At 51.3% G+C, this 13,907-nt stretch carries 15 protein-coding genes; 8 read left to right on the top strand and 7 right to left on the bottom strand.

The genetic code is table 11. The features are described 5' to 3' along the window. Window positions 1–87 precede the first annotated feature (87 nt). The 5 genes from ycgZ (at window position 88) to OGV69_RS16605 (ending at window position 1,861) form a co-directional block, all read left to right on the top strand. Window positions 88–324 carry a regulatory protein YcgZ gene (ycgZ, locus tag OGV69_RS16625; RefSeq protein ID WP_038641180.1) on the top strand — a complete coding sequence of 79 codons (237 nt, stop codon included), beginning with the start codon at window positions 88–90 and terminating at the stop codon, window positions 322–324. A gap of 45 nt (window positions 325–369) precedes the next feature. Next, window positions 370–642, top strand: a complete 273-nt coding sequence (locus OGV69_RS16620; protein WP_038641178.1) for a hypothetical protein — start codon at window positions 370–372, stop codon at window positions 640–642. Between the two features lie 34 nt (window positions 643–676). Further along, complete coding sequence (locus OGV69_RS16615; RefSeq protein ID WP_038641176.1) at window positions 677–943, top strand: biofilm/acid-resistance regulator YmgB/AriR; 267 nt, start codon at window positions 677–679, stop codon at window positions 941–943. Window positions 944–1,065: 122 nt separating this feature from the next. Further along, complete coding sequence (locus tag OGV69_RS16610) at window positions 1,066–1,359, top strand: hypothetical protein (RefSeq protein ID WP_069324668.1); 294 nt, start codon at window positions 1,066–1,068, stop codon at window positions 1,357–1,359. Continuing rightward, on the top strand, window positions 1,310–1,861 hold the full coding sequence (locus OGV69_RS16605; protein ID WP_069324667.1) for a LuxR C-terminal-related transcriptional regulator: 552 nt from the start codon (window positions 1,310–1,312) through the stop codon (window positions 1,859–1,861). Before OGV69_RS16610 ends, OGV69_RS16605 begins: the two co-directional genes overlap by 50 nt. Before the next feature lie 86 nt (window positions 1,862–1,947). Here the strand turns inward: OGV69_RS16605 and ychF are convergent, their stop codons facing one another. Both ychF and pth read right to left on the bottom strand, forming a co-directional pair. After that, window positions 1,948–3,042 (bottom strand): redox-regulated ATPase YchF, encoded by a 1,095-nt coding sequence (gene ychF, locus OGV69_RS16600; protein WP_069324666.1) that lies wholly within the window; start codon window positions 3,040–3,042, stop codon window positions 1,948–1,950. A gap of 115 nt (window positions 3,043–3,157) precedes the next feature. After that, window positions 3,158–3,742: an aminoacyl-tRNA hydrolase gene (gene pth / locus OGV69_RS16595; protein ID WP_038641167.1), complete on the bottom strand. Its 585-nt coding sequence runs from the start codon at window positions 3,740–3,742 to the stop codon at window positions 3,158–3,160. 274 nt (window positions 3,743–4,016) lie between these two features. Here pth and ychH point away from each other — a divergent pair, with 274 nt between their 5' ends. Beyond that, window positions 4,017–4,298 (top strand): stress-induced protein YchH, encoded by a 282-nt coding sequence (ychH, locus tag OGV69_RS16590; RefSeq protein WP_003833480.1) that lies wholly within the window; start codon window positions 4,017–4,019, stop codon window positions 4,296–4,298. 121 nt (window positions 4,299–4,419) lie between these two features. Here the strand turns inward: ychH and lysC are convergent, their stop codons facing one another. Next, complete coding sequence (gene lysC / locus OGV69_RS16585; protein WP_069324665.1) at window positions 4,420–5,781, bottom strand: lysine-sensitive aspartokinase 3; 1,362 nt, start codon at window positions 5,779–5,781, stop codon at window positions 4,420–4,422. Between the two features lie 611 nt (window positions 5,782–6,392). On the opposite strand from lysC, the gene OGV69_RS16580 reads away from it, so the two are divergent. Then, window positions 6,393–7,778: a diaminobutyrate--2-oxoglutarate transaminase gene (locus OGV69_RS16580; RefSeq protein ID WP_038641163.1), complete on the top strand. Its 1,386-nt coding sequence runs from the start codon at window positions 6,393–6,395 to the stop codon at window positions 7,776–7,778. A 15-nt stretch (window positions 7,779–7,793) separates the two neighbouring features. Next, complete coding sequence (locus OGV69_RS16575; protein WP_069324664.1) at window positions 7,794–9,257, top strand: pyridoxal phosphate-dependent decarboxylase family protein; 1,464 nt, start codon at window positions 7,794–7,796, stop codon at window positions 9,255–9,257. Between the two features lie 92 nt (window positions 9,258–9,349). Here the strand turns inward: OGV69_RS16575 and dauA are convergent, their stop codons facing one another. The 4 genes from dauA to lolB all read right to left on the bottom strand — a co-directional run bounded on the left by dauA (window position 9,350) and on the right by lolB (window position 13,841). Then, entirely contained in the window at window positions 9,350–11,032 is a 1,683-nt protein-coding gene (gene dauA / locus OGV69_RS16570) for a C4-dicarboxylic acid transporter DauA (protein ID WP_074458524.1), read from the bottom strand. A 124-nt stretch (window positions 11,033–11,156) separates the two neighbouring features. Continuing rightward, window positions 11,157–12,104 carry a ribose-phosphate diphosphokinase gene (prs, locus tag OGV69_RS16565; RefSeq protein ID WP_001518537.1) on the bottom strand — a complete coding sequence of 316 codons (948 nt, stop codon included), beginning with the start codon at window positions 12,102–12,104 and terminating at the stop codon, window positions 11,157–11,159. A gap of 265 nt (window positions 12,105–12,369) precedes the next feature. Further along, the gene (ispE, locus tag OGV69_RS16560) at window positions 12,370–13,221 is read right to left on the bottom strand and encodes a 4-(cytidine 5'-diphospho)-2-C-methyl-D-erythritol kinase (RefSeq protein WP_038641157.1); all 852 of its coding nucleotides are present in this window, start codon (window positions 13,219–13,221) and stop codon (window positions 12,370–12,372) included. After that, on the bottom strand, window positions 13,218–13,841 hold the full coding sequence (gene lolB / locus OGV69_RS16555; protein ID WP_003020792.1) for a lipoprotein insertase outer membrane protein LolB: 624 nt from the start codon (window positions 13,839–13,841) through the stop codon (window positions 13,218–13,220). Before lolB ends, ispE begins: the two co-directional genes overlap by 4 nt. Between the last annotated feature and the right edge of the window lie 66 nt (window positions 13,842–13,907).

The following is a 13,907-nucleotide window of genomic DNA, read 5'->3' as shown; positions in this document are numbered from 1 at the left end:
CTTTATCTTCGTGTACACATTTTTGGTACAACTTTGCTACTGTTATAAAACTTAATACTCATCAGCATTTTGTTACAGGAGCAACATATGCAGCAGCACAGAGTTCTCACTGATTCCGCAAACGCAATTTCTCGTTACTTTGCAAAAGCGCATCTTCCTACACAGCAGGAAACATTGGGAGAAATCGTCACTGAGATACTAAAAGATGGACGCAACCTGAGCCGAAAGTCACTCTGTGCCAAGCTTTTGAACCGTCTTGAAAAAGCATCTGGTGAGGACGAACAGAAGCATTACAATGCCCTAATCGGCCTGCTCTTCGAATAAAGGGACACCCTAAAACATATAAATGGGGAAAGTAGTGAAGTAGTTATGAAGAAAACTGACCATGAACGCTTGAAACACGAAATTACAGGTTTAGCTGTTATACAGATTTTGCGCATGAACACGGTAATATCATTACCCGCATTGATTAAGCAATTACGTCTTATGAAGGCAAGTGAAGTGGATGCCGGGCGTAGACATCTTATTGACAGCATAATTCATGATTTCACAGATTCTAATCCGGCAAGGATGAACCCCAAACCGGAAAGAACTGTTGATGAGAGTGTATTCAGTGGCAGTAAAAAGCCTAAATTACATTAGAGACCATTTTCCATACTATACAAGCGAGGTGACTATGCTTCAGGAAATGAATGTTCACAGAGCAATTGCAGATAAGGCTTTGTCGAGTTACTTCCGTAATGCCGGTGAGCTATTAGCAGATGAATCCGTTGTATTGGGGCAGGCAGTAACAAATGTGATTTTAGCTGGCGATAATGTTAATAATAAAAACATCATTTTAAGCCTAATCGCTTCACTGGAATCGACAACAGATGTTGTTCAGGCTGATATCATCAGAAAAACACTGGAAATAGTGTTGCGCTATACAGCTGACGACGTCTAATAAAATTATTATATAATCATGAAGCTCCAGCATCCATAGTATGTGCTGAGTATTTGTATACTTTGAATTAAGACTACACATAGCATCTTCTCATTCTTAGACTACATTATTATGGGCTTGATATGATTAATTCAATTCCGGAGAATTATATTTTCCAGTGCGCTTTATACAAGAATTTAGAGCGTAATGTGATGTTAAAAATGGGTTATGTCAGTGATTATGTTCTTGTTCAGGCGCTCAGTGCACAGCTGAAGAATGAGAAGAATGCTATATTAACCGATCTTTATATGCAGATTATGAGTCACTTTCAACCAGCTATTCGTTCTGAACCCCGTCAGGTTAATTGTGATTTTTTAGAGGTCATAAATGATGAATACAGTTCAGGAACACGCCAGACAAGCACACTTGTGGATTGATGATGTTTTTATCAGGCAAGGTCTGGAGAATATTCTCGCTGATATAGAGTATAAAGATAAGAATGTGCGTCTAGTTTTCTTTACGATCAACTACTTCAACACTGTAAAAAAACAAAACTATGATCTCAGGACGCATCGGCTGGTGCTTCTGATTGATGGTCATCTGTATCAGTACCTCAATGAACTTTCATTCTACAGGCTTCCTGTAGACAGTGGCGTAGCCTCAATCAAGAAATTTATCGCTGAAATTATCAGCATTGATACTGAACACGACCAGCAAGCTGAAATAAATATCGTCCTGACTGAACGGGATAAATACATCTTAACGCAATTAGGGGAAGGGCGGTCTATTTCTGAAATTTCTGGCTTGCTGAACCTGCACTTAAAAACGATTTACCTGAGCAGGCAAAATCTGATCAAGAAACTTGGTTGTTCGGGGTTGATTGATTTTCAAGGAATACTGCAAACCCCAATATTCAGGCATTGGCTGGAACATGCCTGAGTAAATTACAGGTGTGGATTTAAAAAAGGCTAAAATGAAAAATCCACGCCGCGGCGTGGATTTTGAAATTTCATTGTTAAACGCGTCTAGACGTTGAACAGGAAGTTCATCACATCGCCATCTTTCACGATGTAATCTTTCCCTTCCGCACGCATCTTACCGGCTTCTTTCGCGCCTTGCTCACCTTTGTAGGTGATGAAGTCTTCAAACGCGATAGTCTGTGCACGGATGAATCCTTTCTCGAAGTCGGAGTGGATTTTACCGGCCGCCTGCGGAGCGGTAGCGCCGACAGGGATGGTCCATGCACGTACTTCTTTCACCCCCGCGGTGAAATAGGTCTGCAGATTCAGCAGCTCATAGCCTGCGCGGATCACGCGGTTCAGTCCCGGTTCTTCCAGACCCATCTCGGCCATAAACTCTTCACGGTCGGCGTCGTCCAGCTCTGCGATGTCGGCTTCAACGGCGGCGCAAACAGCTACCACCACGGAACCTTCAGCAGCGGCGATTTCGCGCACCTTGTCGAGGTACGGGTTGTTTTCAAAACCGTCTTCGTTGACGTTGGCGATATACATGGTCGGCTTCAGCGTCAGGAAGCTCAGGTATTTGATGGCCGCTTTATCTTCGTCAGTCAAATTTTTCAGCGCGCGCAGCATGCCAGCGTTTTCCAACTGCGGCAGGCATTTTTCCAGGGCAGCCAGTTCAGCTTTGGCGTCTTTGTCGCCGCCTTTGGCTTTTTTCTGTACGCGATGAATAGCGCGTTCACAGGTATCCAGATCGGACAGCGCCAGTTCGGTATTGATAACATCAATATCGTCAGCCGGATCCACTTTGTTATTAACGTGGATGATGTTGTCGTTCTCAAAGCAGCGCACCACGTGGCCGATAGCTTCGGTTTCGCGGATGTTAGTCAGGAACTGGTTACCCAGACCTTCACCTTTAGAGGCGCCTTTTACAAGGCCCGCGATATCAACGAATTCCATCGTGGTTGGCAGGATGCGCTGCGGTTTGACGATTTCGGCCAGCTGATCCAGACGCGGATCGGGCATCGGGACAACACCCGTGTTCGGCTCGATAGTACAGAACGGGAAGTTTGCCGCTTCAATACCCGCTTTTGTGAGCGCGTTGAACAGGGTGGATTTGCCTACGTTTGGCAAACCGACGATACCGCATTTGAATCCCATGTTTAAATCACCTTAATCTTTTGATATTCAATCTGTTATGGAAAACAGATTGTAGAAAAGTAAATAACTTCGCCTATTATACACAGCACGCGAGCAAAATGCCGCACATCGCTGCTTATTGCGCTTTAAAGGTATGTAACCGGCTCGTTGCTTTAGTCAGGCCATCTTTGAACAAAATCTCGGTACAACGGACCGCTTCGTCAATCGCTTCATCAATTAACTTCTGTTCAGAAACAGGTGGTTTGCCTAAAACAAACCCGACAACTTTGTTTTTATCGCCCGGATGGCCAATTCCAACGCGTAAACGATGAAAGTTAGGGTTATTGCCTAACTTGCTGATGATGTCCTTCAGGCCATTATGTCCGCCATGACCACCGCCAAGCTTAAATTTCGCCACCCCTGGCGGCAGGTCTAGTTCGTCATGCGCAACCAAAATTTCATCAGGGTTAATGCGATAAAAACTGGCCATCGCGCCGACCGCCTTGCCGCTCAGATTCATAAATGTGGTCGGCACCAGCAGGCGGACATCTTCGCCTTCGAGCGTAACCCTGGAGGTGTAGCCGAAGAATTTCGGCTCATCGCGCAGGGGAGCGCGTAGTCTCTCTGCCAGTAGATCAACATACCAAGCACCGGCGTTATGCCGCGTTGCCGCATACTCTGCGCCGGGGTTTGCCAGACCGACAATCAATTTAATCGTCACGTGTTTTGTCCTGAATGTATCTATAAACGACGTGTAGTTTACTGTCTGGCGCTGCGCTTGACAAAAAACTGCGTGCTTATCCTCGAAAACTGAATAATTGCGAAACTGGACTATTAGAAATTGAGTGTGTTCAGTAGCTTATTTGTAAAGTTTTGTTGCGCGGGTGTTTGTAATTGTGATCGCTCCCGCACTTGCGAACGGCAGTGTTGTCTATACTTTACACATAAGGATTAGGGGTATTCCCTGTAACAACCCAAAGTTCCGGAGGTGACACATGAAACGCAAAAACGCTTCGTTACTCGGTAACGTGCTCATGGCTTTAGGGTTGGTGGTGATGGTGGGTGGCGTTGGTTACTCTATTTTAAACCAATTGCCGCAATTTAATCTGCCACAGTTTTTCGCACATGGTGCCGTGCTCAGTATTTTTGTCGGCGGCGTTCTCTGGTTAGCGGGGGCCAGAGTCGGCGGGCACGAACAAATCAGTGACCGTTACTGGTGGGTACGTCATTATGACAAACGCTGCCGTCGCGGTGATACCAATCATCGTCACAACTAAATAGCCTCTCCGCTGCGAGAGCCACTGTTTGCGGGCAGAGTCCTGGTTGAAAACCAGTCCTCTGCTTGTTCATGTTGTCCTGGATAAATGCGCTTATCTTCGCTGCGCATTTGCAGAGATGTTATTCGAATAATCGATAATGTAACGTCTTAACCGCGCTATCCGCCGCGTCGGCCGGTAACAAAATGCACAGGTTATCGTTTGATGCGCCATGGCAAATCATGCGTACCGTATGCTCTTCGAGCCAGGCAAAAACGTCTTTGCAAACCCCCGCAGCCTGGGTCAGTTTATTGCCCACCAAAGTGACTAATGCCAGTCCGGTTTCCACTTCCACCCGACAGTGGGAGGACAATGCGGTAAACAATGCCGTGCTCAGTATATGGCCCTCACCCGATGTCGCATGAGTGGCGTCCAGCGCCAGCGCAATACAATTTTCTGATGTTGTGACCAAATCCACTGCCACCGCGTGGTGGGATAAAATGGCAAATACCTGCGCCAGAAAAGCACAGGGCGGTTGTGTCTGCAAACTGTGTAATCGTAATAGCGTCTGTTTACGGCGCACGGCGAGTGCCCGATAACGCGGTGGATTATCGGTGGTGTTGTGCACCAGCGTACCACCGGCAGAAGTATCTTTACTTGAGCCAACAAAGACCGGAATGTTTTTCCGCATTGCCGGGAGCAGCGTCGCCGGGTGAAGAACCTTCGCACCGTAGGCGGCCATATCGCTGGCCTCGGAAAATGAGATATGGTCGATCCGTTTGGCCCGTGGTGCAATGCGCGGATCGGTGGTGTAGATCCCGGCAACGTCGGTCCAGATGTCCACGCGTGCGGCGTGCAGCGCCTCACCAAGTAGCGTGGCGGTGTAATCACTCCCGCCGCGTCCCAGCGTTGTGGTATGCCCGCCTGCGTCGCGACCAATAAATCCCTGGGTAACCATAATAGCCTGTTCAAGACGCGGGCGCAGATGAGTCTCCACCTGGTGGTGCAGGGTGCTGAGATCCGGTTCAGCGCAGCCGTAGTTCGAGTTGGTACGCATTACGTTGCGGGCGTCAAACCACCCGGCTTCGGCGTGCCGTTCACGTAATACTTCAGTAAACAGCAATGAGGACATCAGTTCGCCGTGGCTGACTAACTCATCGCTTAGCGCATCGGACGGTGAAACCGTCGCCGCTTCTGCAAGGCGGCGTATGTTGTTGAGAAGATTATCGATTTCCGTGCTGATAACGGACGGCTGCTCCAGGCGGGAAATAATGTTGTATTGGATGGCGCGTAACGTCTCAAGCTTATCTAATTGTTGATGTGTTTCCAGACCTTCAGAAAGCTCGACCAGTAAGTTTGTTACGCCTGCGGAAGCAGACAAAACGACTAAACGGACATCTTGATCAGCAAGAACAATGCTGGCGCTGCGGTTCATCGCATCAAAATCAGCGACGCTGGTGCCGCCAAATTTGGCAACGACGGATGGTGGATAAATGCGAGTCATAACAATCTCATATCAGGGCGCCATAAAAGTATGGCTAGAAAATTTTCATTCTCGGCATAAGGGAACGTACGTTCTCCTTACGAAATGTCCGCCCGCGAACATTTCTGCTGACAACCCAGGGAATACCTGTTGTCGATAACGCGTGTCGCCTGTACGCGTTACCGGGTGCTGCGCATTAGTTCTTTATTTACAGAGCCTGTAAATAAGCGCGCCATACTAAGTGATTTATATTTAGGGATCGACTTTTTTATTCGATTTATCGAAAAATAAGTGAAAAATCATGTCGTAGTGAATAAACGCGTACATTATTAATGGTAAAAACATGTAAAAAAATAATAAAAACATGAAAACATCATGGTTTTTATAACATCGTATACGTTGCGACTGGCAACAATTTTGTAAAATAAATAGCTATATTTGTTTATGATTTCCTAATGTCGGATGTGCTTTATGCTTTGAATTTTAAGGTAAAAATTCTTATTTAGGACGTTGGAAAATAAATGATTGAGTCCTGTGCTAAAACAACATATATTAGCCGCGCTTTTTTACAGGTAATCCTTATAACCATTTATTCAATCAGGCGTTAATCTACACCTGGTTGTAGGAGTGATATGATGACGGATAAAGTCCGTATTGATACTTTAAGTGCTAATTCATTACCGCAGAGCAATGATACCTTTTTAGCAAGACAGGCTGAGTTTGAATCTAATGTCCGCAGCTATCCACGTAAACTGCCATTAGCGATTGCGAAAGCGCAGGGCGTCTGGATTACTGACGTAGAAAATAATCAATATCTTGATTGTCTTGCAGGTGCCGGTACCCTGGCGCTCGGTCACAATCATCCTGAAGTGCTGCAGAGCATTCAAAGTGTCATCACAAGCGGCTTACCGTTACATACGCTTGATCTTACCACGCCGTTAAAAGATGAATTTTCATCTTATTTACTGTCTTTATTACCGGGCCAGGGCAAAGAGTATTGCCTGCAGTTCACCGGGCCGTCCGGCGCCGATGCCGTTGAAGCGGCGCTGAAGCTGGCGAAGAAAGTAACCGGCCGTTCCAGCATTATCAGCTTCTCCGGCGGCTACCACGGGATGACCCACGGCGCGCTGTCCGTAACCGGCAACCTGTCGCCGAAAGAAGCCGTCAGCAACATGATGGCGGAAGTGCAGTTTATGCCGTATCCACATCAGTACCGCTGCCCGCTGGGTATCGGCGGTGAGGCTGGCGTGAAGGCATTAACTTACTACTTCGAAAACCTGATCAACGACGTTGAAAGCGGCGTGCGTAAACCGGCTGCGGTTATCCTTGAAGCCGTGCAGGGCGAAGGCGGCGTGAACCCGGCGCCGGTCGAGTGGTTACAGCGCATCCGTAAAGTCACTCAGGAACACGGCATTCTGCTGATCATCGATGAAGTCCAGGCAGGCTTCGCGCGTACCGGTAAGCTGTTCGCCTTCGAACATGCGGGTATCGAGCCAGACATCATCGTCATGTCCAAAGCGGTGGGCGGCGGTCTGCCACTGGCGGTTCTGGGAATTAAGAAGCAGTTCGATGCGTGGGCTCCGGGCCACCATACCGGTACCTTCCGCGGCAACCAGCTTGCGATGGCGACCGGCCTGACAACGCTGAAGATCCTCAAAGACGACAAGATTGCCGACAAAGTTGCCGCCCAGGGCGAGTGGCTGAAAGGCAAACTGGCTGACCTGCAGAAACGCTACCCGGTGATTGGCCAGGTGCGCGGTCTGGGTCTGATGATCGGTCTGGAAATCGTTAAGCCGAACGAAGCGCAGGATCACATGGGCTGCTACCCGGCCGATGGCGAGCTGTCTGCGCTGCTGCAGAAAAAATGCTTCGAAAACGGACTGATTCTGGAGCGTGGCGGCCGTAACGGTTGCGTACTACGCCTGCTGCCGTCTCTGCTGATTACTAACGCTGAGCTGGAAGTGTTCCTCGATAAATTCGAAAACGCCCTGCTGGGCGCTGGCGTAAAGCCGGTTTAAACGGAGTTGGATCGAATGTCAGACGTAAACCCGATTCTGTCCGGCTCGGCGCAGAGCATTGCTGCCTACCAGGACGCTATCGAGCAGAGTACGCAAGCGGTCGTTGAATGGTTGAAGCAGCCTGAGATGTATCAGGGCAAAACCGTTGAACAGCTGCGCGAACGTATCAACCTGAATTTTACGTCTCAGGGCCTGGGCAACCAGGCCGCTATTGAGCGTGCGGTTGAATACTTTCTCAAAGACAGCCTGTTGGTTCACCATGCGCAGTGCGTGGCGCACCTGCACTGCCCAAGCCTGGTGATTAGCCAGGCGGCGGAAGTGCTGATCAACGCCACTAACCAGAGCATGGACTCCTGGGACCAAAGCCCGTCGGCCACGATCATTGAGATCAAACTGATCGAATGGCTGCGTGAGCAGGTGGGCTATGCGGCAGGTGATGCAGGTGTGTTCACCAGCGGCGGCACCCAGAGTAACCTGATGGGCCTGATGCTGGCGCGCGACGCGTTCTTTGCTCGCCAGGGACACTCCATTCAGCAGAATGGTCTGACCGGCGACCTGAGTAAAATCAAAGTGTTTTGCTCTGAAAGCGCGCATTTCTCCGTGCAGAAAAACATGGCGTTGATGGGGCTGGGCTACCGTTCCGTCACTCAGGTGAAGACCGATGTGTTCTCACGTATGGACCTGTCTGACCTGAAAGACAAGCTGGCCCAGGCGCAAGCCAACGGCGAGCAGGTGATGGCGATTGTCGCCACGGCCGGGACGACTGATGCGGGCGCAATCGATCCGTTAGCCGATATCGCGGCGCTGGCGGCAGAGCACCAGATCTGGATACACGTCGATGCGGCGTGGGGCGGGGCGTTACTGCTGTCTGAGCAGTATCGTCACTTCCTGAACGGTCTTGAACTGGCAGATTCCGTGACGCTGGACTTCCACAAACAGTTCTTCCAGACCATCAGCTGCGGCGCGTTCCTGTTAAAAGACGCGCGTCACTACGAGCTGATGCGCTACCAGGCGGCGTACCTGAACTCTGATTTCGATGAAGAGCACGGCGTGCCGAACCTGGTGTCGAAGTCGCTGCAGACCACGCGCCGTTTCGACGCGCTGAAGCTGTGGATGGGCCTCGAAGCGCTGGGTAAAAAGCAGTATGCCGAAATTATCGATAACGGCGTAACGCTGGCCCGTGATGTGGCTGAGTTTGTGAAAACCCAGCCGCATCTGGAGCTGGTGATGGAGCCGCAGCTGGCAAGCGTGCTGTTCCGCTTCCGTCCGGCAAGCGACGATATGGCGTTTGTTGCGCTGCTCAACCAGCGTATCGGCGACGTGCTGCTGGCTTCCGGTAGCGCCAACGTCGGCGTCACCGAAGCCGATGGCATCACCTGCCTGAAGCTGACGCTGCTGAACCCGACCGTGTGCCTGGAGGATGTGAAAGTCCTGCTGGCGAGCGTGAAGGCGACGGCTGAGCAACTGCTGAAAGCGTAAGCATTATGCTTGGTATAAAAATGGCTCCCGCGGGAGCCATTTTTTTTGCCTGTCATTTGTAGCCCGGGCGCTTCGCCTGGTCGGGCTGAGCGTCAACTGATATCCGCCAGCGCGGCGTCTTTATTCGGGAAGAACGTCAGACGTCCTGGTATAGGCTGAATACCCGCGCGCGCCATAGTACGTAGCGGCTGGAACTCCAGGTTACTGATACGTAATTCGCAACCTTCCGGCAGACGTTTAACAAAACGCTGGAAGGCGTCCAGACCACCGGCATCCAGCACCGGGACTGCGTCCCACTTCAATACCACAATACGTTTACCCGCAATACGCGACTCGAGATCGGTAAATAATCCCTCCGCTGCGGCAAAGAACAGCGGGCCGATGACGCGTAGCACCAGAACATCGCCTGGTACATCAACGTTGACCGGCGCCAGACGCGTCATGCGCGCAATACGGCGCATAAACAGCAGAGAGGCGAGAACGATCCCGACGCTGATGGCGATAACCATGTCGAACAGCACCGTCAGCGACATACACATCAGCATGACGATGATGTCGTCTTTTGGCGCATGACGCAGCAGATCCACCACTTTGTGGGCTTCACTCATGTTCCATGCCACCATCAGCAGCAGTGCGGCCATGGCGGAAAGCGGTAGCCAGGAAAGCAGCGGCGCTAAAACCAATAGCGCCAGGATCACCAGAATCGCGTGGATGACCGCAGAAATGGGTGAGGTTGCCCCGGCGCGGACGTTGGCCGCAGAACGGGCAATTGCCGCCGTGGCGGTGATACCGCCAAAGAACGGCGCGACGATGTTACCCAGCCCCTGACCAATCAGCTCGCTGTTGGCTTTATGCTTGGTGCCGGTCATCCCGTCGAGGACGACGGCGCACAGCAGAGATTCAATCGCCCCCAGCATCGCCATCGAGAAGGCTGCCGGTAACAGCGCCTGTAACGAACTCCAGCTCAGGGTAAAGTTTGACTCGGGCATATTCCACGGTAATACCAGTTGCGGCAGCAACTGCGGGATACCGTTACCCTGTGAGCCGTCAGCCAGAATGTAGTGGAACTGGGAACCGATGGTCGCAACGTGACCACCGGTCAGGTTCACAATCCCCATTACCGCACAGCCTGCCAGCAGTGCAGGAAGGTGGCCCGGCAGTCGGATCCCCAAACGAGGCCAGAAAATCAGGATCCCCAGCGTTACAACGCCAATCGCGGCATCGCCGAAGTTGATGGTCGGCAAGGCCATAAACAGCGCACCAACTTTTTGCAGGTAGTGCTCCGGTACATGGGCCATTTGCAGGCCAAGAAAATCTTTAATCTGCATGGTACCGATGGTGATACCAATACCCGACGTAAAGCCTAACGTAACCGACACGGGAATATATTCGATCAGGCGACCAAAGCGGGCGAGGCCGAAAAGGATCAGAAATATCCCGGACATGAGCGTGGCAACCAGCAGGCCTGCCAGCCCAAACTGTTGCGACACCGGATACAGGATCACCACGAAGGCGGCGGTTGGGCCAGAGACGCTAAAACGCGACCCCCCGGTGAGAGCGATAACAATCCCAGCGACGGCGGAGGTATACAGACCGTACTGCGGCGCAACGCCACTGCCTATTGCCAGGGCCATTGCCAGCGGAATGGCAATGATCCCCACGGTTATCCCGGCGATCAGGTCACGGGTAAAGCGAGAAGCGGTATATTTTTCTTTCCAACAAGCGTCGATGAGGGCGCGGAAAGGCATCACATGTGAGGAAAATAATCTGTTCACAATAATGTTTCATCCATGAGCGCATCATCTGTCAACTAAATGGCAGGTGAAGGAGGCAAAAGTCATACAAATAAGTATTACAGATAAAAAAACCCGCCGCAGCGGGTTTTTGAGCCGGGCTCGATTAATGCTCGAACATGGCAGAGATGGATTCTTCGTTGCTGATACGACGAATCGCTTCGGCCAGCATACCCGACAGGGTCAATGTACGCACGTTTGGCAGTGCTTTGATTTCGTCAGTCAGTGGAATAGTGTCACAGACAACGACTTCATCAATCACTGAGTTGCGCAGGTTGTTTGCCGCATTACCTGAGAAGATCGGGTGGGTTGCGTAAGCAAATACGCGTTTTGCACCACGTTCTTTCAGTGCTTCTGCTGCTTTACACAGCGTACCGCCGGTATCGATCATGTCATCAACCAGTACGCAGTCACGACCTGCAACGTCACCAATGATGTGCATCACCTGAGAAACGTTCGCACGCGGACGACGTTTGTCGATGATAGCCATATCGGTATCGTTCAGCAGTTTAGCAATAGCACGGGCACGCACGACGCCACCGATGTCCGGAGAAACCACGATCGGGTTGTCCAGGTTCAGTTGCAGCATGTCTTCTAACAGGATCGGGCTACCGAATACGTTATCAACCGGTACGTCAAAGAAGCCCTGGATCTGTTCAGCATGCAGGTCAACGGTGAGGACGCGGTCAACGCCAACGCTGGACAGGAAATCAGCGACGACTTTAGCGGTAATCGGTACACGAGCGGAACGTACGCGACGATCCTGACGTGCATAGCCGAAGTAAGGAATAACGGCGGTGATACGGCCTGCGGAAGCACGGCGCAGCGCATCAACCATAACGACCAATTCCATCAGGTTGTCGTTAGTAGGGGCACAAGTGGACTGGATGATGAAAATATCACCACCGCGTACATTTTCATTAATTTGTACGCTGACTTCGCCGTCGCTAAAGCGACCTACAGCGGCGTCGCCGAGTGAAGTGTACAGGCGGTTGGCAATACGTTGTGCTAGTTCCGGGGTGGCGTTACCAGCAAAAAGCTTCATATCAGGCACGAGAAGAACCTCAGGCATGCGTCCATTGGTGGAAAGAATCTGCCGAAAACTGTGCGGGCCAGGCAGTATCCTCTCCATGCGGTGTATTAAAGAGCGCGATGCAACGTCTGGAACAGGGTGACGTTGTCACCGCAACTCAGCTTGCCCGGTTTACCCTTCATCCTTCGCGTTTCATGTGCGTTGGCGTTAATTCCTCACACCAGTACATACTGTTGTATGCGCCAGGCGCTCCGTCATCTCGCCATCTTCCTGAAACCCGAATGATTTAGAGTAACGCTCTATGCAAAGGGGAGAGGTTGACGCCTTTCGCCACAAAGCCTTTGAGCCATTCCGGGGCTTGCTCAAGCACCTGGCGAGCACGAGACTCTGTATCAAATTCAGCAAAGACACAGGCCCCTGTACCAGTCAGGCGCGACGGCGCGTATTCTAACAGCCAGGAAAGCGCCGCATCAACCTCGCGAAAACGTTTTCTTGCGATAACCTCGCAATCATTGCCGAATTCACATTTTAGTAACGTTTTTATTGACCTTTTTGGCGTGTTACGCGGGAGGTCAGGATCGTTAAAAATGAGCGGCGTTGGAATACTGACTCCCGGATGAGCGACCAGATACCATTTTTCCTGGGGATTGACCGGCGTCAGAATTTCTCCCACGCCTTCGGCAAAAGCCGCGTGGCCGCGCACGAACACGGGAACATCCGCCCCCAGCGTCAAACCGATTGCCGCCAGTTCATCAACCGAAAGCCCGCACTGCCAGAGATGATTCAGCGCCACCAGAACGGTGGCCGCATTTGACGAACCACCGCCCAGGCCGCCACCCATCGGCAGGCGTTTTTCGATACTGATGTCCGCGCCGCTTCCTGCGGGCAGGCGAGCGGTCGCAGACGCCGTCTTCATCAGCAAACGTGCCGCGCGCACGATCAGGTTATCTTCATGCGCAACGCCTTCCACCGGTGTTAAGAGATGAATTTCACCGTCGTGGCGCAGATTGATGCCAATCTCGTCGCCATAGTCGAGAAACTGGAATAACGTCTGCAGCGTGTGGTAACCGTCTGCACGCTGCCCGGTAATGTATAAAAACAGATTCAGTTTTGCCGGAGAGGGCCAATGGCTCATCATTTCACAATCCAGTTATCCATTTTCAGCTTAATACGCTGGGAGCCGTCGGACAGCTCCATGTTGGCCGGCATCGCTGGCTGCGTTTTGCTGTCGTAGGCGCTATAGACCACTTTCCAGCTTTTACCGTCTTTGCTGTAGTTCACTTCACTCAGACGATATTGGTCGTCGAGCTTGTAATCGGTAGCGTCACCCGGCAGGCCAAGGATCCACTGGCGCAGGCTATTCAACGGAATAGGCATGCCGGTCAGTTTACCAATCATCTCTTCGGCATCGTCGGCGGTGTAGTGCTTACCTTTGTTATCGACAAGTTCAACGTTGCCCGGCTGCGCATTGAGTTCCAGTTCCGTGCTGCCCAGCGGGTTGGTCAGCAGCAGACGATAGCGATCCTGTCCGGTTTGCTGCCAGAAAAAGCGGGCATACACTTTCTGTTGATCGGAGATATAAGCGAACGCACCGCGCGTCTGATATTGGTTCAGGGCGCGTACTTCCTGCTGGTGCTGGCGCCACTGCGGGGAATCGGGGCTTTTGCCGGGACCTTTCGGCGCGTTGAGGGTACAGGCACTAAGAACCAGGGCTGCAAGGGGCAGCAGGCGAATCAGGCGAAAATCAGGCAGGGTCATAATGATGACAAATCCTTGAGATACGTTGCAGTTATAACTCTCAATGCTAGCGCCACCATCTGACAT

The organism is Citrobacter sp. Cc139 (assembly GCF_030334645.1).
Lineage (GTDB): Bacteria > Pseudomonadota > Gammaproteobacteria > Enterobacterales > Enterobacteriaceae > Citrobacter > Citrobacter werkmanii.
This window is presented reverse-complemented; position numbering and strand designations above follow the sequence as displayed.